This is a genomic window from Microbulbifer maximicatervae (SeqCode) (assembly GCF_052467695.1).
The window spans coordinates 3,591,233-3,615,849 of sequence record NZ_CP174320.1 but is presented as its reverse complement, the minus strand read 5'-3'; the positions used below and the strand labels follow the sequence as shown (position 1 = coordinate 3,615,849).

The following is a 24,617-nucleotide window of genomic DNA, read 5'->3' as shown; positions in this document are numbered from 1 at the left end:
CATTTGGGGATTAATGCGATGGCACTCCCTCTTTGAGCTCACTCTTTAGACTGTTAATGCGAACTCATCTTTAGAAGGTGTAAAAACTGTTCAGAGGCCATAACAGGCTCAAATTCGGTTAGCGAATAAACTGCCACTCCACTTTTTATAAAAGGGTCCTCATCAAGCACTCTCCGCAATGCTTCTTCACTGTTGTGGCGAGAAACAATAACCCCTCCAGTCCTGGGGTTTTTCCTTCCTCCAAAGAGCAAACTTCCAGACTTGTACTCTCCTTCCAGATAAAGCCTATGCTCCGCAGTCAGTTCTGGGGTTAGCTTTTTCATATCCTTAAAATGCATATCCACTAAAAACATACCCATTCCCTCTTCTCTAAAAATACCATAAAATTGCTACTGATTTCGTAGCAACTGTAACGCTACTAATTTAGAAGCGCAAGAACTATGGCAACTCCTCTACCGAAAAAAACTGTCAGAGGCTCGACTAGCGGCATAGCCATTATGGCTGTATTCGATCTGCTCGGGCGAAAATGGAATATGAGAATACTGTGGGAACTGAGGAACACACCCCGGAGCTTCAGGGAACTCCAAGCCCAGTGTGATGCCATGTCCCCTTCGGTACTAAATACAAGAATCAAACAGTTGAGTGAAGCTAAATTGATTAATAAGTGTACGAACGGATATCAACTGACAGATCTGGGAGTTTCGTTAATGGAAACCCTTGATCCACTGAGGGAATGGGCTAATAACTGGGAGGAATCCCTCAAGGCCTAATAGACACTCTGTAAAAGCCAAAACCCAAGAGCCTTGCAGCCTAGATGCCGCTGGGTTCTTGGAGGCAGGTCAACAATCGCGAAAAAATGGACTAAACCGATGGGGCAGTCTCATTATCACTCGCATCATGCGCTAGCGAAAACGAATAATATTTATCGCCGCGCAAATCAAATCTACGAATAATTCTGCCAAACAATGCACCTGCTCACCATCAAGGGTAAAGGAGGGTTCAATCTCTTTAGAAGTCAACAAACCACTGCTCTTAAGGGCACTCTTATGAGTTACCTTTTTGTGCCCGTAAGTAGCGAGTCATGGGGATTGCAGGGAGATAAATTGAGAGAAATGTGATTTTCAGAAGTTTCCTTAGCCCAAAAACAGCTATGCGCTGCATCCCCTACTTTTGATTGTTAAGGTCACATTTCTGGCATTTTTTCAAATTTTTGTAATTCCGGGTCCATATAGTCCCAAGATGCACCACTACCAGCATATACCACCATTGTCGGGTTGAATTGCTCCAGGTCATGAAGACTTCCAGCGCGGATAAATTCAAACTGCGGCATACCGCTATTTTCCGCATAAATATGCGAACCGCAGCGAGGGCAAAAACCTCTCCTTACTGTATTGCCGCTATCTGTCTGCTTCTCATGAAATGCAAGATCGCCACTAATGGTTAAGCTTCCGCGAGGAATAGCAATGTTAGCGATGTGTCCAGCCCCACTAATTTTCTGACAATCTGTACATTGGCAATGACCCGCCATTACCGGCTCTTCGGAGCAAGAATAACTAATATAACCGCACAGGCATTCTCCAGATATTTTGGACATAAATTTCTCCTGTTACTTACGAAGTTGAAGTAACCTTAGCCTAAATCAATAACTTCAATTTCGCAAGTAGCTAGGCTAGTATTTCATTTTCTGGCAGTAAGAGTGTGAGCATGAGCCCTGATAATCAATTTATGCGTTCCGGATGCCCTATCGTGAACGGACTGGACGTATTCGGCGATAAATGGACATTAGTTATTCTAAGAGACTTACTGTGTGGTAAAGAGACCTATAGCGAGCTAGCTGACTCACCAGAGAAAATACCAACCAATAGACTCGCAGAAAGATTAAAAATGCTAGAAGCAGAGGGAATGTTGGTGAGGGAACAATATCAATCAAAGCCTAAGCGATATAAGTACCTGCTAACACAGAAAGGCAAGGATGTTTTACCGATTCTTCAGGCAATCGCCAAATGGGGAAATACATATTTTGAAGGCTCATGGATTCCCCCGAAGTGGTTTATGGAAACCTAACCCTTTGATTCGGGGCCAGAAGCGCAACAATTCCACAGGACCGAGCTAAGCTGAAAATTTAGCGATAACAGCAACTGTTATGCATTTTTACTTTGTAATTGCTCTCTATAAATGGCCAGAAGCTTATGATATTGACTCTGCCTGTTATGCTCCCCCCCCAATCTCATTAAGAAACCCTCCTGAATCACTAACGAACCTGGCGGCAGTTGATACTAAGAGTGTACTATTTTACTTGAACACTTTTGCCCCTAAGGGCCCGGCAGCTCAGTGCCGCCAGACTCTATGGATCAGCTCAACTATAGAGACAAAATAGACTGAACCGCTGCGACAACCTCATTATCACTCGCATCATGCGCTAATGAAAACGAATGATATTCATCGCCCCGCAGGCCAAATCTTCGATCAACTTCTGCCAAACAGTGCACCTGCTCACCTTCAACGATAAAAGAGAGTTCAATCTCTTTTGAAGTCAATAAGCCACTACTCTTAAACTCTATCTCCTGGTAGCAACCAGACCGGGAGACAAAATTGCTTCCACGCAAATGCCCCTTTTCAACATCCGCTTTTACCATTTTAAAGCCACTTTCCTCGATCATGGAAAGTACCTTCTCTACAACAGGTAAAGGTCTTATCCGCAAGGGATCCCTGTCTTTCGGATCCAGCGCAAAATCAATATCCAAGGAGGTTTCCAGCCATACATAGCTTTTATTTTTACGGGTGTTTAAAACAGTAACTGGCGTCTCTTCATGTAACGCCAACTGAAAAGGAACTTCCCGGCTCTCTCCAGCGTCGATAGTGAAAGGGTCCTGTACCTGTAATTCATTCAGTACAAAACGCTCATGGCTTACCCCTTCATCAGTCTCCACCTTGATCTCGGTGCAGAGCTTTAAACTTATAGCATCCACCTGCTGGTCGATATCACCACCAATGATATGGATAGCCCCTTCAATGATTCCACCCTGAACTTGCTCAGAGTTTTGTAGAACTGTATCAACTTTAGCTGCACCAATACCTATTGACGCTTTGAGTTTTTGAAACATAGACATACTTGGGGTACTCACCTAACCAAACAACCTAGCCTTAAAATATGAACTTTAACCTATTTCTTAGCCCAATAAATAGAGTCCAACATTAACATAAATCCAATTTAGGTAATACCAGACCCAATAAGTTCATTTATATCTGGAACTTCCACATAAATAATTGATAACACCCATACCTACCCCTACCAGACTCAGGGAGAGTTTGCCGGGTTAAAAATAGATATTTTTATTACATATTTCTCCCCAACAGTAAAAAATTTAATGCTTGAATAAGGCCACTTACTTTTCTAAATGTGTCATTTTTCGTTGGAATATCGGCAAAATCCTAACTGTTGTTAAGGAAATTCCAGCAGTACCATAGTATCTGAGTCCTATTTATACCGAAGAAGTAAAAATATGATCAGTGATAATTTCAAAATCACACCCTCTCATACCTACATCATGCTGCAAGGGCGAGACCATTATCCGTAGCACCAGAAGTCGATAACAAACCAAAGGTTGCCTGTGGGCTTAAGCCTTCAGATTGAGGTGCTCAATCTCAACAACTACGTATAGAAACTCCATCTACAGAAAATTGAGAATAATCAATTTAGGGTACTCCTATTCACTTAAAATCCCCTAGAAACATTTCTCAAACCATTAAGCAAGGTTATGCACATTTTAATTATTTACGATGGAAAACCGGGCCATCTCAGTCCTTCGCTGGGGCTATATCAACTGCTGTCCCGCTACTCCAAGGGCAATTACTCTTATGAAATCACCACCAGTAAACCAGCTTTAAAGGCCCTAAACAAACCAATAAGACTATTGACTAGGCATCTCGCCAGAAACACACACAAATTTATCATGCTCTTTCACCGAAACCCCTCCTTCAAAAGAAAACCAGATCTAATTATTTCCTTTGGTGGAAATAGCGTTGCTGCGAACGTTGCACTAACCAAAAAAACACAATGCATGAATATTGCCATAGGAAATATTTACAGCTTCAGGAAAACCGACTTCTCTCTAACCCTATCTACCAAAGAGGATATTAAGAAATCTAGGCAATACCTTCCATTTAGCCGCATAGATGTAAATTTATGCAAAGCATTGGGCGACAACTTAAAGAAGAAACACCACAAACCCTTTTATACTTTACTTATCGGAGGCAATGGAAGCGGCTATAAATACACACGAAAGGATTATATAGACTTGATAGAAGAGCTAAAAAAAATAGCGATCTATCAAAATATTTCATGGCTAATTAGCACCTCAAGAAGAACCCCTAAATATGTGGCTGAGCTAATTGAAAGCAACATGCCATTTGATACATGCTTCAACTTGCTAGATTATGAGGCCCCCAATGCCAGCCTCGAAGAAATACTCGGTGCAAGTGAAGCTGTCTTTATAACCGAAGACAGTTCATCAATGATTTCTGAGGCCCTTGCCCTATCTAAACCTATATATACTTTAGTCCCCCAAGAGAATAAAATCTACGGAGCCCACAAAACTCTCATTAATAAACTTTACAGTGAAACTTATATAAAGAGAATGGAGATTTTCGAACTGGCCAAGACCTTTAATGATTCTCTATCAAAAGATTTCAACTTAGATTATGGATACCATTCTAAAGCAAGATACGATGAAATTATCTCTGCGCTTAACATCAGTAGCAATGGTAGGTGAGCGATCTCAACCCCTCAAATTGACCATCATAACGACAGAGATTTCAACACAAAGATCTATTGACATAAAAATTTTTAACAGCAAGAGACCCTATATATTCAAACTAGTCAATTGCAGTAGCAAAAACTACTAGCAGAAAATAATATTCTCTCTAGCCTCACCAAGCGAGTAGAACTTCATCAAAAGCCAACCTAAATTTTAATCTATACATCAACTGCCAACTCACAATTAAAAATACCGTTCTAAAAAATACAAGCAAGTATTTTGCGTGGAGAGCCAACCCCACACCACCCTGCACACTGTTAAAATGAGCCCATATCTTCCAGAGACCTTCTCAACAACCCCTTAATATAGTTGATGCGGCCTCCAAATTTAATTATTTCAATTTCTTCTTGAGAAAGGTCATTTTCCAACCAAATCTTAATACCTTTAGTCACATTTCTCAGCTCTAGTATCTTGTTACCCCCTGTACAGCTTGAAAGATCATAAAATTGAAGTTGATCATCTTTACTAAAGGCGTCAAAATCGCTTGGATTACAAAATGTTAAAATGAGAATTCCGTGGTCAATAAGATTCTTGCGATAGAGTCCAGCTACACTTTTGGCTATGACGCAGCGCACTCCCAAGTATCGCAGTGTAATTGAGGCATGCTCCCGGCTCGACCCATGACCTAAACTGTTGCCGGCAATAAGAAATATATCCTCCTTGGTGCTCAAAGCCCGCTGATAAAAAGATTCATCTACATTTGAAAAAGCAAAGCGGCTTAACTCTGGGACATTTGACCAATAAGGCAAAGCATCCGCACCTCCGGGAATAATATCATCGGTTGAGACATTATCCTCCAGCTTTAAAAGAGCTGGGCCTTCGATCACACTTAACATTTTTTCCAGAACTGGCAAAGGCTTGATGTTGGGGCCCTTTCTCACCTCAACTTTCACTGGTATTTCCTGCGGTGGCTCCAATAGTGATCGCATATCCATTAGATGTTCAGGCTCTTCAAATACCGGATAATCCATGTCTAAATTTCTGGGGTCAGTTATTTTTCCTTTCAGGGCGCTGGCCGTCGCAGTCTCTGGGCTGCATAAATAGACGCTATCTTCTCTAGTTCCCGAACGCCCAGGGAAATTTCTCGGCACAGTTCTAAGACTATTGTGCCCGCTATCTGGGGCTTGCCCCATACCGATACAGCCACCACAGCCGGTTTCATGCAAGTAAGCCCCTGCACCAAGCAGTTTTTCAAGGTCACCATTATGAGTCAGCTCATGAAGTAGTTGGCGCGACGCGGGATTAATATCTAAAGAAACCTCGTGCGGTACAAAGAGACCATTTACCATCCGGGCGGGAATAGAAAAATCACGCAACCCAGGGTTAGCCGAAGAACCGATATAGCTCTGAGAAACTGGCCTACCTTCAACTTCACGAACTTTAACAACCTTATCCGGCCGCGAGGGGCAAGCGATCATCGGTTCAATTTTCGATAGGTCTAAAGTTGCAACCTCATCATAGGTTGCATCCTTATCGGCAAGCAACTCGACAAAGTCGTTCTCGCGCGACTGCTGCCGCAAGAAAAGCCTCACTTGATCATCAGCAGGAAAGACACTTGTTACGGCCCCCATTTCCTGCCCCATATTGGCGATTACGTGACGATCCATTGCTGTAAGGTTTGCCAATCCAGGGCCGTGATATTCAACAATCTTGTTCCAGCAACCTCTCAATGTATATCTACGTACAAGCTCCAAAATAACATCTTTAGCGCTTACCCATGGCTGTAGCTCCCCCTCTAAACGCACCCCCAAAATAGTTGGCATTACCAGAGAAAGCGGAAATCCCATCATTGCAAGCGCAACCTCAATTCCTCCGGCTCCTATTCCTAACATACCTAACGAGCCCGCAGCACATGAGTGGCTATCCCCACCCAAAAGGGTTTTACCGGGGATACCAAAACAAGCCATATGGACAGGATGACTAATACTATTTCCTGGTCGCGAGTACCATATCCCGTAGTTTCGACAGGAACTTTGCAGGAACACATGGTCATCACCATTCTTATGGTCTGCCCTCAATACATTGTGATCCACATACTGAGCACAGATTTCTGCTTTCACCTGCCTCGCCCCCAAAGCTTCAAGCTCCTACATCACTAACGTGCCGGTGGCATCCTCACTGAGGACTTGGGAGCCTCTGAATAACTCCATGATACCTCTGGCATGCAGAGCGGTTCACAATCAAGGCGCGGCTTCGCAGGAATGTCTAGACCTTTCAAGAAGTCGCAACGCGGAGTGTGAATCGCTCTGCAAGCCCCGAAGGGCGGGCCTTGAAGGCCACAGCTGCTGCGTTGCAGCTCTTGCCAAGGGCTACGGCCATTCGCGGCGAGCTGCGCCTAACATCTGCAGCCTTCAAGACCCGCAGAGGCATTACGGAGTTATTCAGAGGCTCCCTTGGTCAATTTTAAGCTCGATAACACTTTGGGGAGCCATATTCCCCTTGACCAAATGACTTTCAATTAACTTTCTAGTTACGTTTAGGCCTGTCATTAAGTTACACTATCGAACACTAATACTTACCTACCTGGACAACTTATTGGCCTAGCAATTCTGTTTTCGTTATCGACATAACTAGAAATAACGTATTAGTATAAATAAATATCCATTAGAATAATTAAATATATTTAGAAGCCCAAATCAAAGAAACTATTTCTATTTAAAACATGTACACCCAACAGCTTTCACAGCAACTCAAACCGCCTCATACGATAGAAAACTTCACCTTTTGGCACTACCAGATTGGTTGTCCCGTACAAACATCAAGAAGAATTACCCTGGCTGAATGTCATATATAGAGAAATACTCAACATAAGCATGTTAATATTCAATTAATAGGAAATTCCAACAGGATATTCGGAATTGAAAGTTTTACTTCTACCAGGACTTGATGGAACAGGAACACTGTTTTCAGGTTTGATTAAGGCACTGCCAAAACAATGGACAACCGAAACTATCTGCCTTTCCAAGCTCCCAGGGGATAGTTACCTGGCTCAAGCTCAATCAATCGCCAAGAGCTATCTCAATGAGAAGACTTACATTATTGCTGAATCCTATTCAGGAAGAGTTGCATATGAGCTATCCCTTTTAGCTCCCGAGAAAATTTTAGGCATTACCTTTATAGCTAGCTTTATAAGCTCTCCTTCGCTGCTATCCAAGGCGACACAACTAGCTCCAATCTCGCTTATAGACTGCCCATCTTTAACCAAAATCACACTAAATTTCTTTGGTTTCAATGGCAAAGGCAGTGACATACTCATTGACAGCACCTATAACGCCCTACTAAATACCAACAGAGGCAAACTAAAGCAAAGGCTTCATAATATCGCCTCTATCTCCAAACCATCCCAAAAATTGGAAATCCCTGCCGTCTATATCCGCCCGGATAGAGATCGACTTGTAAGTAAAAAAGCTGTCATCGATATATCTGCGATATACATCAACCTTAATGTCATTGATATTCCAGGTGGGCACTTTATTGCTCAGGCACACCCCAACAAAGTCGCGAGAATTATTATGAATTTTGCAGAAGGATTATTGCTACCCTAACTTGCCTATCAATTAACAATCATATGGCGAGCAAATCCACAAATAATCCAGCCTTAGAATCTAAACTGATATTCGTTCATAAAATACCCCTTACCAATCTTGCTTCCCACAAAATCCTCGGAGTTAACAGTGAGCAATAGAGAGCATATTTCCTTTCTAGAACCCATAAAAAATCCACCCGCTTACTCAATGGATAAAGAAAATAGAAAACTAGAACTTAAACTTGATGTACAGTACGAAAAGAATAACATTTTCAGTTTTTACAAAACCCATGACACACCAACCTGGACCCGTGTATTTTCATCATCAATCACTCAAGAAGCAGGTTTCACACTGACAGGCCCTACCATTGAAATTCGCGCTGATAGCCACCTTACTATCCAGACAAACAACCTGCTGCCAGAGGAAGACCCCCTCAATACACCCGCTACAATAAACTTCCCCCATGAGTTCAATACCTACAACTTACATACTCACGGGCTCCACGTCTCCCCAGAATCTCCGGCCGACAATGTCTGCATGAAGATCAAACCAGGGGAAAGTTATACCTACGAATACGACATTCCCAAGGACCAACCCCCAGGACTCTACTGGTATCACCCCCATAAGCACGGCTCTGTCGCTATACAAGTCGGCAGCGGGATGGCAGGTGCCCTAATCGTAAGGGATGAATTTGACAATGAACTTGAGGCAATGGGAGTTAAGGAACATATTCTTGTCTTCCAGAATATTGCCGTAGATGAGCACGGAAAAGTAGAGGATCAACACCAGGTCGCTAAGTTCCCAGATAGTGAATACTGTATTACCGTTAACGGACAATACTGCCCTATCATTCATGCAACGGTGGGTGAGCTTCTCAATCTGAGACTTCTCAATGCTACCACAAGGACATCGATAGATATCGATTGCCCTTGGTTCGCGCAAATGTACATCTACGGGTTTGATGGAAACCCTACTGATGACTACCGCCTACAAGACGGAGTAAGCCTGGGCCCCGCTAATCGAGCCTCCCTTTTCTTAAAAGTCAGTGAAGCCGCCACTCCGGGAGCTCATTTTTACATTTACAATAATGCGATTGAGTTCCAACAAATGCCGCATTATAAGTACCATAACAACAGTCCTCTTTTTGTTATCGCTATTGCCCAGGGAGAGGAAATCGGAACGGCAATCTATGCTCCCAGCAAACCACCCGCCCGATGTGCACCCCCACCCTTTCCCAGCAGTTTTAAAGTGGACTTACTGAAACCTATTACAGATGATGAGATCACCAATACACGTCGACTCACTTTCCAGGCCAACACGCTTGATGACCCCCAAAAATATTATCGCGGGCTGAATGTCAGTATTGATCATTCACCATTCGAAGGATGTGAAGTGGTTAATCATTACGTAGAGCTTGATGCAGTAGAGGAGTGGACCTTGGTTAATGAGAGTGAATTCCCACACCCAATCCATATACATGTTAATCCGTATTATGTTATCGAGGTGGCTGGAGAAGATCCCATGCACCACACACTCAAACTACCGTTTTGGTGCGACACCTTTCAAGTACCGCCCCATGGACATGTCAAATTCCGTACTCGTTTCAAGGATTTTACCGGAAAGTATCCTCTGCATTGCCACTTACTTTATCATGAGGATGGGGGCATGATGCAGCATGTTAGAGTTGTCAAAGATGCCTCTGAGATTCCAAAATAGCCCACTTATCTATCCAGTCATTGAATGCAAGGATCGTTAAAGTCCCGTAAGAATTAACACTTACTGGGGGCCACTTTTTGCGGGTCATGTAACTTGGGCGGAGTTGCATTACCACAATGCTTACTCAACCAATCGCAAGCATGGATAATATCCTTTGCAAGGCCACTGATTGCATTCTGATTGAGATGAGGGCGAACAACAATTCTCAGAGAGTTTACAGACTGAGCGTTTGGCGGCATCGAATAGGCAGAAAGAACCCATCCCCGTTCACGTACTTTATTGGATATATCATATTCATTAAAATTCTTATATTTTTTATTCAGGGTCATGGCAACAACCGGGATTCTCTGGGTTTTATTCATTATTTCAAAGTACCCACTGGCCACCAGAAGTTGACGAAGAGTCTGCGCATTCTCCAAGGTGTGCTGCATAATCTGCCTGTAACCCTCATAGCCTAGACGTATAAAGTTGTAATACTGGTAGGCAACCGGCGATGCATTTCGGCTAAAGTTCAATGTGGCTGTAGGCATCTCCCCACCCAGGTAATTAACATAGAACATCAAGTCTTCATCAAAAACTGCTCTTTCACGAAAAATTATCCACCCCAATCCCGGCGGCACCAAGCCAAACTTGTGCCCGGAGGCATTGATAGATTTCACTCTTGGCAAACGAAAATCCCATTTGTAATTCGGATAGAGAAATGGATTAACAAATCCTCCCGACGCCCCATCAATATGCATAGGGATATCGTTTCCTGTTCTCTCTTCATACTTATCCAACCAGTTTTGAATCGCCCTAAATGCATCATCCTCACCGGTAAAGGTTTGCCCGGCGATAGCGACAACAGCGATGGTATTCTCATCGACCAATTCATCCAGATGTTCACTGGTAAAGCGGTAATGACCAGGCTTTAACGGTGCTATGCGCGGCTCCACATCAAAGTAGCGCATAAATTTTTCCCAAACGATCTGCACATTGGCTCCGGTAACCAGGTTAGGTTTTGAGCCGTCTTTGCCGGCTTGCTGCCTCTTCTTACGCCAATTCCACTTGTGCGCCAAACCAGCCAACATGCAGGCCTCTGACGAGCCTATGGTCGCTGCGCCGTATGGCTCTACTCCCTCAGGTCCATTCCAGAGGTTGTGTAACCAGCGAACCATTCGCGCTTCCATCGCAAACAGCTGAGGATACATGTCGTGATCAATATAGTTCTTCAGATAATGTTTCTTGGCGACCTCAAATGCTTCTGACTCAGTAAAAGTTGTGACAAACGAAGATAAGTTCATCGCAGGCTTTGCGTCAGCCCAGGTTTCACTGGTTACGATAGCCTCGGCAGCCTCTGCTGAAATACTACACCGGGGAAAGTGCTTTTCTGGAATATCTTCATTGTATTCGTCAAAGAACCTATCAAATGGAGATTGCTCTTTCACTACCTACCTCCGGCTCACTCATCAATATCAGAAAATGACTGCTGTTGATGGCCACCCTCCCCCCGCCAGGAGGGATTGTGAAAATAGAAAATTAACAAGGGAACGGTGATCGCTATAGCAATTCCAGCCAGGTTGAGAGCAACATAAGTTACAGGATTTTTTATCGTGAGCTGTTCTGGCGGGAAAAATGAAACTACCAAGGCAAAAACAACGGAAATTAAGCCTATTCCAGCAACAATACAAACCCCTGGCAGCCCTCCGGGGATACGAAAACTTCTGGGTAAGTCTGGTTGCGTGATCCGTAACCGAATAACCGCAGCAAACATCATTATGTACATAATGATATATAAGCTAATAGCCATCACTGAAATCAAAACAAAAGCTGTAGATACATTATCCATTAAAATATAAATGGACGAGATTGCCGCTACCACTACAAACTGTGCGAGGAGAATATTTTTTTGTACACCCACCCGGTTTTCTCGCTGAAACCAGGGCGGCAACATCCCATCCTGGGCCGTAGCCAGTAGCCCTCGACTGGGGCCAGCCAACCATGCCAAGGCACCACTTAGTGCACCATAGCCAATTAGCCAGGAAAGTGCTTGCACGGGCCATTGAACCCCAAGTAGCTGCCCAAAAGCTCTTTCGTAAGCTGTAAATAAGCCAGTTTCTACAGATATCTCTTTATAGGGCAAAATTGCAGCAATAGAGAGTGCGCCGAGAGTGAACACCAGGATGGAAATAACGGCGGCGATGGCGATTACAGCTGGATATCCTCGACGGGTATCACGTAGTTCCGACACATGCGTGGCCTGTGCTTCCACCCCAGCAAAGGCAAGTAAAATACCCCCGAGAAAAGCAATAGCCCCCAAACCGTTAATATGGGGAAACCAGCGCGGGTGATCATAACCATCCCGACGCACTGCTACTTCCGGGTCGGTCAAGGTCTCCCAGCCAATAGGATTACCACTCACCACCCACCAAACAGCCAGGATAATCAAAATCAAACAGGGAAATACGATACCCACCAGAAATCCAAACTGTGCCACTTTTACCAGAAAGCGGGTTCCAGTAAGAGCAATCAGGGTCGCTAGCAAATAGGCAAGGATGCAAAACCCACCGATATAGTAGGTATTCTGGGCGATGGTATTATCGCCCACCGCATAAGCCACCGCCGCTGCGGCAAAACCCAACTCTGTGGGATACCAAACAATGCACTCGATCCATTGCAACCATATAGCGACAAAACCCACCTTCGGGGTGAAGGCCTCACCAACCCAGGTATAGACACCCCCAGTGCGCTCTGAAAAGGCGCTGCCAAGTTCTGCCGACACGAGCCCTGCAGGAATCAAGAACAACAATGCCGCAAAGCCGATATAGAAAAACATCGTCAGTTCTTCTTGCGCCATCATCGGCAGGGTACGCAAGCTGGTAACGACCGTTGCGGCAGTTAGGAGCCCGAGAGCAGCCACAGAAAACATCTTTCTGTTGGCAATATCCGGGGTGCTCGATGCACTGCTCCCTTTTGGTCGCACTGATGGGACCTCCCTGGAGTGCAATATTTTTGCGGCAGTACAAAGAAGCAAAGCCTATCGTGGGAGCCTGCGGGATAGATGGGATAACAGAGGTGCCGCTACCAAGGCATAAGCCGCCCTTTTAGCAACGGACTTATGGAAACATAGAATTCATAGCAAGTCGGTGCCCACACCATCTTTCACCCAAGGAGAAATCGGCTAGGGCAGTGGTATGTGGCAGTTAGCCTGGAACCCCATGTTTGGTGTAGATATCGAAGCGTCCGGATTTCCCCTCCAAGGAAAGGTTGGGCTTCATATCAGCCAAATAGGGGGCAAGCTTAGGGCGCTTAACTACTGTGCGGTAGTAGCAGGCCGCCAAGGCAGGGCTCAATAAGCTATCCGCATCCTCATCAGTCCCAACCAAATGATGGAAGGCAGCCATTTCCTTTTTGACCTTGGCAGCTTTCCCCCGCGCAGGGAACATTGGATCCAGATAAATAACAGGGATGGATTCCTCCGATTGCAGCGCGAGCCACTCTGACGCCGCCGTACAGCAATCCACCAAGCTCATTCGCTCAGAAATTGCAGCCAACTCAGCATCCCCGATAGACGCCTGTCGCAGCCGGCGTATTCCATCTTTCAGCAATTGGAAAACAACCGGGTTGCGCTCCAGCATCTGCACCTCACATCCCAGCGCCGCCAGAACAAAGGCATCTCTACCCAAACCAGCGGTGGCATCGAGGACTTTGGGGTGGAAGCCAGAACGCAAACCAACAGCTTTTGCTACCGGTTGAGCTTTACCGCCGCCATACTTGCGGCGATGAGCAAGTGTTCCAGCAACAAAATCCACCCATACTGGCCCGGCTGCTTTGCGCCCGGTCGCACATACCTGCAGTTGCTCTCCGAGACACAACACTTGGGGAAAGTCGACCACATCAGCAGGAGAAATAGCTCCAAGGAGGGGGTAATCTAACTGAGCGGATAGTTCTTCCGCTGCGGAAACATATTCTGGCGCCGCAGCGACAATAGCCAACGATGGACTCACCTGCCCTCCAGGTAACATTGAAAAAGGGAGGCGATGCTAACCCGGTTTTTGTAACCATTCCAGAGCTTGAGCGGACTCCTCTTCGGGAAAGGGACGCACCTCAGCACTGATGAAGTGACAGGCAAGGTTGGGCATAAAGCGGAGGATAGGATTATCGGTAACCACGGCTATCCGGCGGATATGTCGTTGATGCTCTCGAATAAAGCGAAAATGAGAGATCATTGCGACGAAGCTCTCCCAGCCAGCAAAATCTCCCGCATTGACTAGCAACCCTTCTATACGTCCCCGCTTACTGATGATCGGATCAACTTGCGCGGCTAGCAACTGGAAGTCCTCAACGGTTAACTTCCCAACTGGTCTAACCTCAAGTATTCGATCACCCTGATGCCAGATATGCTCAATCATATTTTGAGAATGCGGCAGGGCCACACTTCTGTGCGGCCCTGCTTTTCGCTTAGCTCGATGTAGCTGAGTCATTACTATTGGTCAGTTATCATTACTTTCCATTCCCTCATCCTGACCGGTATCTGCCTCTGTATCTGTTTCAGTGCCATCGGCAGAGGCATCCATATCGTTAGTCGCTCCCTCTACAGCATCATTGGCTTCCTTCGTAGCATCATCTACGACCTTATCCGCTTGCTGATTTAGGTCGCCGCCCGAGTTATTGCTCGCGTCTGGCATGGCGCTAGAATCATTAGCATCCGGGCTCATGTTGCCATCTGCACCCATATTGTCGGACCCAGACATAGTAGCGTCAGGTGAGCTCCCGTTATCTGAAGACCCCGGAGGAGCGGGATCGGTTGAGTCAGAGTCCTGGGGCATTTGGGAATCGGGATTACCCATACCATCAGGGGAATCCGAGGTATCTGCTGGGGCCATTGAGCCACCGCTACTTCCTCCACTAGAGGGGGTAGAGGATCCCCTCATCTGTTCACTCTTCTGCTCCTGCTCCATCGAGTTATAGGCTTCTTTAGCCTTATGCTCGCCGCTGCGCGACATAAAATAACCGATGATCAGTAATAAAATGATCAGGGGAATCAGTAACTTCTTCATATCTGGACCTCTCGACCCCAGGCAAACTCAAAAGAAGACATTAATCATTAAAATCGAGCCGGTTACACAGTGCTGGTCGGTGTACTTTCTCGATAACAATCCCAAACCCTGACACTCCAGCCTGTTTACAACGGTGCGCAACTTAATGAGATGCAGCGCCTGTAAAAGAAGGTCGCGCCAATACTGATAAGAATAACCCTCCTTTGGGGTTCTTCAAGGGGGAGAGCCACTTCGTAGCAGGTTGGATTGCTGTAAAGAAAGAACCAGTTACAACTGATAGTTCTAACAGGTCTGCAAGAAAGCAACTTCTTAGCCCTGTTTAATAAACTTATTAAGTTGGGCAAGTATCGCGGTGGCGTCTGACTCAGCAATAACCGCCTCACAACTCCTCAGGTGTAACCTTCCGTAGCTATCCAAATTCGCAAAAATCAGATAGTTTTCACCTTGCTCCAGCTTTAAATCGCAGGATTCAAATCCCAGGCGGAAGGTGATCTCTCCACCCATTGGCCCCTTCCAAACCTGGCTGGGAACGGCAGAGTAGATATAGCCTGATATGGCTGTAATTCCCTCCTCAGACAGTGCGCTATCCACATCCCTGTGAACATCAATAATTTCTACTTGCGCCACAACCTCAGCTTGGGCAAAACGTAATTCCAAATGAGCAGTAGATGCCGAAGCTATGTCCTCAGTCGCATGCGCCGTGCTACTCACTAGGAGATATAAAATAACACTCACGATTTTGGAAAATGTCTCACAGGATATTTTTTGCGTCACAACCCTCTCCTTACTTATGCTCTTATCGCAGTAGACATAGCACAAGTAATTAGGATCGGCTTACTCTTTTTTACAGAGTCTGAAGGATAGCTAAGAGGTGAGGAAATTTGGCAGAAATTCCTCTAGCGTGAAAACCAATACAGTGGATAACCAAGCGGGCTGCTCAATGAGCAGCCCTGATAGCTATACAATCGGCCATTTAAATACCGGTATAGGTTAAGCGATAGATTTTATGGGCAAAATCATCAGAAATTAATACGCTGCCATCAGGCATTTCTAAAAATGCAACAGGGCGCCCATAGGTGGTTTCATCCCGCATAAAACCAGTGACCAGCGGCTTGTAATCCGTGACCTCACCATCTTTAACTGTCGCCATCATTACTCGGTAACCTGATTTTTTGCTTCGATTCCAGGACCCGTGCTCAGCAACCAACAAGTTCTGTTGGTATTCCTTGGGAAACTGCCCACCGCGATAAAAGTGAATTCCAAGAGGCGCCACATGGGCATCTAAATTTAATACCGGCTTGGAATAATCAGCGACCTTCTTACCCTGACCAAATTCCGGATCCGCAATATCGTCACCGTGGAAATAAGGATAGCCAAAATGCTCTCCTGCAAAGCTTACCTTATTGATTTCACAGGGTGGGATATCATCACCCATCATGTCCCGACCATTGTCTGAAAACCACAATTCATTAGTTTGCGGATGAAAATCAAAGCCAACGGAGTTTCTCACCCCATTTGCAATCACTTTTGTTTTCTTAGATTGCAAGTCCAGCGAAAATATTTTTGAGTAATTTTCGTTGGCATCACAGATATTACAAGGTGCGCCGACAGGCACTATCAGCTGCCCTTCACTATCAAAACGCAAAAATTTCCAACCATGATGCCTGTCCGCTGGAAACTGATCGTAAACAACCTCAGACTTCGGTTTGTCAAGATTTTTATCAATCTGGGGGAAGCGAATAATCTTATTGACATCAGCCACATATAAATCGCCATTTTTATAGGCAATACCTGTCGGCGCTTTTAAATCATCCATCAATAGCCAACGCTGATCAGCTACACCATCATTATCTGTATCCTTGAAAGCATAAACTTTTTTCGCGCTGAAAGAACCAGAAAATACTGTACCCGACTCAGAACGTGCCAATTGACGAGCCGTCTCAACATCTTCTGCAAAGTAGCTGAGCTTAAAGCCCTCGGGTACCTTGAGGTAATCAAGGTCTATCTCAGCACTTGCAGAAGCTGCAAATAGCAAACTGGTCAAAAGTAAGTATTTCATATTTATATTCTTGCAAAATATAAATATTAACTAAAAGTGAAGATGTTGATCAACTCAGAGGTTCAGACATACATGAGCACTCATGCTTAAACCCTGAAAAGCCGCCTCCCATATCGAAGATAAGCCGAAAATCAACGAAATCCAGCATTTTCAAGCGAACTGTTTGCGGTATTTACTGGGAAGAATACCTTTCTGCCGGAGAAACGCCCTTCTCATTTGTTCCTGCGACGAAAAGCCACACTGGGTTGCCACTACATCCTGACTAATCCCTGCCTCCAAGATTAACTGACAGGCCTTCTCAACTCTAACCTGCTCCAAATACCGAGCCGGAGTTACACCTATCTCGCTTGTGAAGCAGCGAGAAAAATTTCGGGGGCTCATTGCTTGTTTTTTGGCCAAAAAATCAACACTGAGAGACTGCTCTAAGTTAAGGTTTATCCATTCCAACAACGGGGAGAACCTATTATTTTTTAATTGTGCCTGTAAATAACTACTGTACTGACTCTGATCACCATCACGCTTCAGGTACAAAATCATTTCCCGAGCAACTAAAAGGGCCAGTTTTCGACCGAAGTCCTCCTCAACCATAGCTAAGGCCAAGTCTATCCCTGCACTTCGCCCTACAGAACTGTAGATTTTCTTATCTCTCACAAAAATCGCTTTGTCATCTACTTCAATATCTTTATATTTTTTTAGATCACCGATGTATTTTTCATGGGTTGTAGCCCGATGCCCTGATAAAACTCCAGCCTTAGCAAGTACCAATGTACCACTTCCGCTAACCCCTATCCTCTCAACTTCCTTTGCCTTAACTTTCAACCACTCAAGAAACAGACTGTCATCCGTTAAATCAAGGCAACTTTTCGCAGTACCACCTCCAACTAAAAGAGTATGGATGGAATCGGCCTCGTAAAAACATTTATCTGGATGTACTTTCAGGCCAGTAGTTACTTGCCTCGGCTCCTTGCTTGCAGCCAAAAATTCAATTTTATACAGCTGATCTTCGCCATACCCAAAATCGGCCATTTGTTTATTAGCAAACGTAAACACCTCAGCTGGACCTGTGATATCCAGGCACTGGGCACCAGAACAAATAATGATCGATATCGTTCTCTTTTTACTTTCTTTAAGGCCCTGGTATGGCGATAGAAGACTACTTTTCACGGCAAACACCTACAACTAACTTATCAACCCAGAAGGGTTCTTTATGTTTTCTCGCAAATCTAACTTGGCGTAAAAAGGCAAAATAACTCGATGGAATTAAGTGACTTTGCGTTAGGATGTACTAACCTTACATATTCTGTAAAGTAATATTGATATTACCTTAAAGAATAACCAGTCACCCAAAATTTGGGGCCTTTTAACTGATCAAATTTCATCCCACTTGTACTTACAAGCTGTACCAATAAAACTAACAACCTCAATTGGTACAGATGAACCAATAATTATTTCGCTCATACAACGATAAATAGTATTTTCCACCCTAAAAATTTTGGCGTCTTTTGCATGCACACCAGCAAATGATTGAAGACTGTTTTTTTTGACACATCTAAATAAAATGCCAATTAAGGACCCACAACACTGCCTCAATTTTTCCACCCCGCCCCACAGACCTGGCCTGGGTGTAAAACAATCACCCAAAATTAAAAAAACTCCAAATCACAAACAAAAAAAGAACAAAAACCTACTAGAAAAATTTAAATGTAATAAAATTGCAATAAAACACTAAAGCTAAGAACTATTTACCAACTCTAACATCCAACCACTCAATCAATAATTTTACGATCGATTCAACAATTAGGCGCAGCTACTACATCTACCGCATGTTAAGTTTGACCCCTATCTTTACCTGAGCCACTAAAATTCTAAACTCTTCCCTTAAGAAGAGAGTCAAGGCTTTAAGTTAAGAACTCATTGTGTACTCTTCTCAGAACCTACTTTTAGCCAACACCTTCTGCCAAGATCATCGCTACCCCTTATTAATTACCAACCAAAAGTTATCGAGATAGCCTTTCCATCTTATGGATAAAATCTTTTAGTGAAGAACTGAAAATGACATAGACCTTCATAAAAAGAGATTGAAGCCCTCAGCCCCAATATGAATCTCACAAAACATTTAAGTAATGAAGCTTGACGATCATCACAGGCCCACATCTTAAGACTCATCATTTCCAACCAAAAGGACAAGCTTCCTGAAAAATTTTACTTTATCGTCTCTTAAAACCAGCCAGGTTCACAATCACCATTATTATATTTCTGCAGCGTATAGATCAGCTATTTACAGCAGTGAAACTATGAAAAACAATACTTATGGAATTCTTTACCCATCTCAATGTGTCGAATTGATTCTCCGACGAGACAGACACAAACATCCATCCATCCATCCATCAACTAAATTACCAATCGAAGTGGCGAATGAGGGAAGGAACAACCTCCACTATTAACACAGCCCTAAAATCTGGCGCTACACCCTTCGAATTAGAAGTATTTATGCGATCCTTTGCCTGGGGGTACCAATCAAAACTGATTCCACCAACTAAACACCTAAAAATATCCGCGACAGAAAAAACAATAAAAACTTACGACTCACACCACCTCAACTTGCACAGGTGTACCAACATAAAAAGCTGGTCAAAAATATAAATCACATAAAGTACAAATCCAGAAAATAATAAAACTAAGAAATTATTATTAGCGCCAACCCAACCCTAGACAACTTAATTTTCGGACTTTCCTGCTTACTTGACGGCCAATGCTCTAAAAATCAAAAAGCAAGCAAATCTATCTCTGCATACATGGCCACAAAATCAATTATTCATAGGTAGAAAATATGATTGGCAAATGATCTCTATAAAAATGTTGGCACGTCTAATTTTTAGCAGTCGAACAAACTGAGACATCAAAGAACTGATAACCACTCTCGTTTGGCTCACAAAACATTCTCTAAAAATTTACTGAAATCAAACTAATGCTAAATCTTAGGGTCGCTAGATTTATATAAGTCTGAAAACAAGACAACACGGAAATCCAAAGATGAGCCTTGATCTAAATAGAATGGTTTGAGCGGCAACTACAAAAACAGTTCGGAAAAGATTCTGAAGATGGCAAGAGGATAAGTGAGAAAGCTTTCTCTCAATACGTCATCCTCTGAGTAATCAGGGATCAAAGCCGGAAACTCTTTGCAGGGACAAACAAATTGCGGATTAAGGGAATAGTTAAGAAATTGAGCAGAATAATAAAGGGAATTTATGAAGGGGTGTAGTGCCCAAACCGAACAATCTGGGCACTATCAACAAAAGAACGACTAAAGGTAGAAATTATCTGACCTGATCGTTATAAAGGCAGTAGTTCCAACTCAACTCGGCGATTGGCCTGACGCCCAGCTTCAGAGTCATTACTGGCAATAGGATAACGCTCACCGTAACCTACCGCCTGTACCCGACCTGCAGAAACGCCCTGACCGCTGAAGAAGCCAGCAACGGAATTAGCACGCTGTTCGCTCAAGCTCTGGTTGTACACATCTGAACCAGTGCTATCGGTATGGCCGCTGACTCGAATTGCAGTTTTATCAAACTCCTGCAATACAACAGTGACCGATTCCAGAGTGTCATAGAAGTCTGTACGAATATCTGCGCGGTTAGTACCGAAGGTAATGTTACCAGGCATGATCAGGCGAATATTATCACCTTCACGCTCAACACGTACGCCGGTACCTTCCAGGCGCTGACGCAACAACATTTCCTGACGATCCATATAGTAACCAATGCCACCACCGATCGCCGCGCCACCCAGGGCACCAGTCAAGGCTCCCTTACCACGGTCTTTCTTACTGGCAGTAGCGACACCAACGATCGCTCCAGTTACAGCTCCAATTCCAGCCCCCTTGGCGGCATTACTGGTCTTACTTTCACCTGTGTAAGGGTCCAATGTGGAACAACCAACCATCGAACCCAGTGCCAGGGCTGCTACCCAATATTTCATTATTGGCTCTCCTAACGCATTTTTAAGTAACGGGTATTGAGCTACACATGTCTTGTGCAATCTCTGTATTGTTCAACACACTATCTGACTGGCGGCTGAACCAACCCAATGAAATTTTCCATAGACTAAAGCGAATTTATTGTCAGTTCTACTGACTAGTCCCCATTACGTACTAACTATTCATAACTACGTACCAATGACGGACAAAGTAGCGAGCAAGAAGTGATCAGCTTTCCGGTCTTCCACAAAATCTGTGGATAAAACTGTGCACTAATAAGCTATCCATGGCGCCAGCCGGCGTAAACTCTCGCCTACAGCGTTTTGCACATTTTTTAAACTCTTCAGTTTTCCTTTAAAAAACAACAAGTTAAAAATTTGCCTTGACGTAAAATAACGGTGGATATCTTCTTGTTTGAGGGCAAATTTTACCAACTGCGTATGTGGAAAAGTTTGTCAATAGCCCCACACTCCACTGAGGCAATTTTTTAGACGCTTTTGTTTTTAAAGACGCCCCCAAGAGGCAGCGAATACCTCTATGTCTGTCACTTAGTAACAAAAAAGATTTTCATGCCAGCCCCTGTGGACTTCTATAAAAACCCTTTTGTAACCACTGAATTAGTAATGCGGAGGTTTTTCATCCAGCGGCTTGCCGGCCCCCTGCATCTCAAAAGCAATCGTCCGATACTTTTCGCCCAACTCGCGCATATGTGCGAGTAGAGTGCGAATATCCGTATCCTGACGAGTAATCACATCATTTAATTGGCTTATAGTGTCTTCCTGAAAAGCCAAACGGCTCTCCAGTTCATCGACCCGCTCTACCAGAGCCTTTATTTCTTCAGTCATCACAACAACCCGTAAAGAACATCTACCAGACCGACCGCTCGACGATCCATAAATAAGCTCTGCCCCAAACGAGTTGTCACGTATCCGAATCCCAGCCCTCTTTCCGGATCAGCAAAGCCGACACTACCACCCGCTCCCGGATGTCCAAAGCCCTGGCTACCCCCAAAGCGCAAGTCCGCAGCGGAACTGCTGCGAATAAAACCACAACCAAAACTCACCTCAGCTTGCAATACTTTATCGCGGCCATGACTCTGCTCCTTTGCCGCTTCATCTATCAACCGCTTGGGCAAAATAGTCGGCTCGTCACAGGTGAGTTCACCGTAAACCGCTGCCAGGTCTCTCGCACTAAAGTGGCCATTGGCTGCAGGAATTAAAGCACCGCGCCACTCGGAGCTATTGGTACCCATCATCAAGCTCACCGGGTTGCTAAATGCCATAGCAACAGGCCCTTTGCGGTCTTCTTTTATGGCGCGGCCAATGGCATTTTCTCGAAGCTCTGGCAAGGGTTGTTTCAGCGGGCTGACATCGGCAATTCTCTGCGAGAGGTGTCCGTTTGCCCCAAAGCCCCCATCAAGATTGAGGGGTTTGGCTAGCAATTCCCGATAAAGTTCCAACAAGGGTTTTTCGGCAACCCTTTCAATTAATCCACCCAAGCTCCAGCCGTATAAAAATGGGGCGTAACCCTGTGCACTTCCGGGCTTCCACCAAGGCTCGCTGCCAGCCACCTGGTCGCAAGCCGCCTGCCAATCGTAAATCAAACTGTCTTTTACCCGCTCACGGAAAGCGACAAGTCCGCTGCGGTGGCACAGCAATTGGCGTGCGGTGACAGTTTCTTTGCCTGGGGCAAATTCAGGCCAGTAATCCGCTACCGGGCGATCCAAATCCAGTTTGCCTGCGGCAACTTGCTGCATCGCCAAAACTGCAAGAACGCCTTTGGAAGATGAGAAGACATTGGCCAATGTGTCTTCAGTAAATGGCCTCTCTGCACCCCGATCCGCACTTCCCGCCCATAAGGAACAGATTAATTCTCCATGCTGGCGCACGGCAAAGGCCGCTCCTGTATCACCGCACTCGCGAAAATTTCTGGCAAAAGCATCGTAAAGAGCCTCTAAACCAGGGGCACAAAAGCCGTATATGTCCATGTATTTACGTCCAGATAATTCGGATAACTCTGTTGCAAGCCCGCAAGGGTAGTTTCTTCCACTCTGCGGCGCAAATCGGTAGTATTGCGCGCTCATAGCGAGGGATAAATATGACTCAGGAAAGCGCAATTCAAGATCAGATCCAGGGCAATCATTGCTTCGGCTGTGGCCCAGACAATGACCAGGGCCTGCGTATTAAAAGCTACTGGACCGAGAAGGATCAAACCCGCTGCGAGTTCCTTCCCAGCTCCCATCACAATGCTGGACCTGCTCAATATTTAAACGGTGGAATTATCGCTACGGTTATCGACTGCCATACCGTATGCACAGCCATCGCCGATGGTTACCTGCAAGCCGGACGAGCTGTCGGCACTGGTGACAAGATCTGGTATGCCACCGGCAAACTGGATATTAGCTATCTGGCACCGGCTGCCATCGATAAACCAGTCATTCTCGAAGCCACTATTGTTCAGCGCTCCTCCAAGAAAACTGTTCTGCACTGCAATCTCACCAGCAATGGACGCCTCTGCGCCAAGGCAGAAGTCATAGCAGTCCGCGTCCCTGATGAATGGTAAAACCATAAGCTGATAAATGGCTGCCGGCCCTGTTTTGGCCGGCAGTGACAAAGTACGAATAACTTACAGTGCTTCGCTCTCTTCCATATCCTCCAGGCGATGGCCACAGAATTTGCAGTATTCCGCATCTGGGTCATGGGCACTACGGCTGCAGTTATCACAGCGCTGTTGCACTCGCTCCCGATGCATTTCTCCAGCCAACTCCGCCGTTAGAATGCCGGTAGGCACTGCAATAATTGAGTAACCAATCAGCATGGTCATTGCAGCAATGCCCTGCCCCAAAGGCGTTTGCGGAGAGATATCGCCATAACCAACGGTTGTGATGGTCACAATGGCCCAATAAACACTCGTGGGAATACTGGTAAATCCGTGGCCTGGCCCCTCCACCACAAACATCAGGGAACCAAAAATAATGCACATAACCAAAACACTGGAGTAAAAGACCAGGATTTTGCGCCGGGCCAGCCCGAGGGCTCGCAACAAGACGTTGGCATCACGTAAGTAGCGAACCAACTTCAGGATTCGGAAGATCCGCAGCACCCGCAACAGGCGAATCACCAAAAGATAAGTGGCGCCGGTATAGAGAAGCGCCAAGTAACTGGGGAGAATTGCGAGCAGGTCCACAATCCCATAGAAACTGAAAATATATTTGCGGCGATTCACCGTGCAATATATCCGGGCGATATATTCAATGGTGAAGAGACCAGTAAATACCCATTCCAGGCCGATGAGTAAGTGCTCATAGCGGTCGCGCACCGTACCTATGGAGGTCAGGAGCACCAAACCCACGCTGATCAGGATCGCCCAGATCAAAAAAACATCAAAATTCCGCCCTGCCCGGGTCTCGGTTCCGAAAATTACCTCATTGAGCAGTTTGCGACGTCCCGTCAACGCCATCTATCACCTCAACTACGCTGC

General features: G+C 45.1%; 22 protein-coding genes. 6 read left to right on the top strand and 16 right to left on the bottom strand.

All coding sequences use genetic code 11. The annotated features are described in order from the left end of the window. Positions 1-53 precede the first annotated feature (53 nt). Positions 54-353 (bottom strand): YciI family protein, encoded by a 300-nt coding sequence (locus ACJJI8_RS15955; RefSeq protein WP_444905530.1) that lies wholly within the window; start codon positions 351-353, stop codon positions 54-56. An 87-nt stretch (positions 354-440) separates the two neighbouring features. On the opposite strand from ACJJI8_RS15955, the gene ACJJI8_RS15950 reads away from it, so the two are divergent. After that, positions 441-770 carry a winged helix-turn-helix transcriptional regulator gene (locus ACJJI8_RS15950; RefSeq protein WP_444927584.1) on the top strand — a complete coding sequence of 110 codons (330 nt, stop codon included), beginning with the start codon at positions 441-443 and terminating at the stop codon, positions 768-770. A gap of 413 nt (positions 771-1,183) precedes the next feature. Here ACJJI8_RS15950 and ACJJI8_RS15945 read toward each other — a convergent pair whose 3' ends face one another. Further along, positions 1,184-1,594, bottom strand: coding sequence for a GFA family protein (locus ACJJI8_RS15945; RefSeq protein WP_444894122.1), 411 nt, complete (start codon positions 1,592-1,594; stop codon positions 1,184-1,186). Between the two features lie 110 nt (positions 1,595-1,704). Here ACJJI8_RS15945 and ACJJI8_RS15940 point away from each other — a divergent pair, with 110 nt between their 5' ends. Continuing rightward, the gene (locus ACJJI8_RS15940) at positions 1,705-2,064 is read left to right on the top strand and encodes a winged helix-turn-helix transcriptional regulator (RefSeq protein WP_444913539.1); all 360 of its coding nucleotides are present in this window, start codon (positions 1,705-1,707) and stop codon (positions 2,062-2,064) included. Positions 2,065-2,360: 296 nt separating this feature from the next. Here the strand turns inward: ACJJI8_RS15940 and ACJJI8_RS15935 are convergent, their stop codons facing one another. Beyond that, positions 2,361-3,110: a sporulation protein gene (locus ACJJI8_RS15935; RefSeq protein WP_444932969.1), complete on the bottom strand. Its 750-nt coding sequence runs from the start codon at positions 3,108-3,110 to the stop codon at positions 2,361-2,363. Positions 3,111-3,758: 648 nt separating this feature from the next. Here ACJJI8_RS15935 and ACJJI8_RS15930 point away from each other — a divergent pair. Further along, positions 3,759-4,772 (top strand): ELM1/GtrOC1 family putative glycosyltransferase, encoded by a 1,014-nt coding sequence (locus ACJJI8_RS15930; protein WP_444932968.1) that lies wholly within the window; start codon positions 3,759-3,761, stop codon positions 4,770-4,772. A 302-nt stretch (positions 4,773-5,074) separates the two neighbouring features. Here ACJJI8_RS15930 and ACJJI8_RS15925 read toward each other — a convergent pair whose 3' ends face one another. Beyond that, positions 5,075-6,877 (bottom strand): aconitate hydratase, encoded by a 1,803-nt coding sequence (locus tag ACJJI8_RS15925; RefSeq protein WP_444932967.1) that lies wholly within the window; start codon positions 6,875-6,877, stop codon positions 5,075-5,077. 798 nt (positions 6,878-7,675) lie between these two features. Here ACJJI8_RS15925 and ACJJI8_RS15920 point away from each other — a divergent pair. Together ACJJI8_RS15920 and ACJJI8_RS15915 are read left to right on the top strand one after the other, a co-directional pair. After that, a complete protein-coding gene (locus ACJJI8_RS15920) occupies positions 7,676-8,362 on the top strand; it encodes an alpha/beta fold hydrolase (RefSeq protein ID WP_444905537.1) in 687 nt (228 codons plus the stop codon). 129 nt (positions 8,363-8,491) lie between these two features. Beyond that, on the top strand, positions 8,492-10,060 hold the full coding sequence (locus ACJJI8_RS15915) for a multicopper oxidase family protein (protein ID WP_444932966.1): 1,569 nt from the start codon (positions 8,492-8,494) through the stop codon (positions 10,058-10,060). A gap of 53 nt (positions 10,061-10,113) precedes the next feature. Here the strand turns inward: ACJJI8_RS15915 and gad are convergent, their stop codons facing one another. The 11 genes from gad to ACJJI8_RS15860 all read right to left on the bottom strand — a co-directional run bounded on the left by gad (position 10,114) and on the right by ACJJI8_RS15860 (position 23,124). Beyond that, positions 10,114-11,487, bottom strand: a complete 1,374-nt coding sequence (gad, locus tag ACJJI8_RS15910; RefSeq protein WP_444932965.1) for a glutamate decarboxylase — start codon at positions 11,485-11,487, stop codon at positions 10,114-10,116. 14 nt (positions 11,488-11,501) lie between these two features. Then, positions 11,502-13,022, bottom strand: a complete 1,521-nt coding sequence (locus tag ACJJI8_RS15905) for an amino acid permease (protein ID WP_444905540.1) — start codon at positions 13,020-13,022, stop codon at positions 11,502-11,504. 220 nt (positions 13,023-13,242) lie between these two features. Further along, a complete protein-coding gene (locus ACJJI8_RS15900; protein WP_444932964.1) occupies positions 13,243-14,046 on the bottom strand; it encodes a class I SAM-dependent methyltransferase in 804 nt (267 codons plus the stop codon). A gap of 36 nt (positions 14,047-14,082) precedes the next feature. Continuing rightward, the gene (locus tag ACJJI8_RS15895) at positions 14,083-14,451 is read right to left on the bottom strand and encodes a SpoIIAA family protein (protein WP_413665487.1); all 369 of its coding nucleotides are present in this window, start codon (positions 14,449-14,451) and stop codon (positions 14,083-14,085) included. A gap of 81 nt (positions 14,452-14,532) precedes the next feature. After that, complete coding sequence (locus ACJJI8_RS15890) at positions 14,533-15,099, bottom strand: hypothetical protein (RefSeq protein ID WP_444897586.1); 567 nt, start codon at positions 15,097-15,099, stop codon at positions 14,533-14,535. Between the two features lie 309 nt (positions 15,100-15,408). Next, the gene (locus ACJJI8_RS15885; protein WP_413665485.1) at positions 15,409-15,873 is read right to left on the bottom strand and encodes a netrin-like domain-containing protein; all 465 of its coding nucleotides are present in this window, start codon (positions 15,871-15,873) and stop codon (positions 15,409-15,411) included. Positions 15,874-16,072: 199 nt separating this feature from the next. After that, positions 16,073-17,158, bottom strand: a complete 1,086-nt coding sequence (locus ACJJI8_RS15880; RefSeq protein WP_444932963.1) for a PQQ-dependent sugar dehydrogenase — start codon at positions 17,156-17,158, stop codon at positions 16,073-16,075. 150 nt (positions 17,159-17,308) lie between these two features. Further along, entirely contained in the window at positions 17,309-18,322 is a 1,014-nt protein-coding gene (locus tag ACJJI8_RS15875; RefSeq protein ID WP_444905544.1) for a GlxA family transcriptional regulator, read from the bottom strand. A gap of 2,169 nt (positions 18,323-20,491) precedes the next feature. After that, positions 20,492-21,139, bottom strand: a complete 648-nt coding sequence (locus ACJJI8_RS15870; protein WP_413665482.1) for a YiaD family glycine zipper/OmpA-like lipoprotein — start codon at positions 21,137-21,139, stop codon at positions 20,492-20,494. A gap of 615 nt (positions 21,140-21,754) precedes the next feature. After that, on the bottom strand, positions 21,755-21,982 hold the full coding sequence (locus ACJJI8_RS15865; RefSeq protein ID WP_282933169.1) for a SlyX family protein: 228 nt from the start codon (positions 21,980-21,982) through the stop codon (positions 21,755-21,757). Further along, complete coding sequence (locus ACJJI8_RS15860) at positions 21,982-23,124, bottom strand: serine hydrolase domain-containing protein (protein WP_444932962.1); 1,143 nt, start codon at positions 23,122-23,124, stop codon at positions 21,982-21,984. The genes ACJJI8_RS15865 and ACJJI8_RS15860 overlap by 1 nt, the downstream gene beginning before the upstream one ends. Positions 23,125-23,234: 110 nt before the next feature. Here ACJJI8_RS15860 and ACJJI8_RS15855 point away from each other — a divergent pair, with 110 nt between their 5' ends. Beyond that, a complete protein-coding gene (locus tag ACJJI8_RS15855) occupies positions 23,235-23,699 on the top strand; it encodes a PaaI family thioesterase (RefSeq protein ID WP_282933171.1) in 465 nt (154 codons plus the stop codon). 63 nt (positions 23,700-23,762) lie between these two features. Here the strand turns inward: ACJJI8_RS15855 and ACJJI8_RS15850 are convergent, their stop codons facing one another. Next, entirely contained in the window at positions 23,763-24,596 is an 834-nt protein-coding gene (locus ACJJI8_RS15850; RefSeq protein ID WP_413665480.1) for an ion transporter, read from the bottom strand. Between the last annotated feature and the right edge of the window lie 21 nt (positions 24,597-24,617).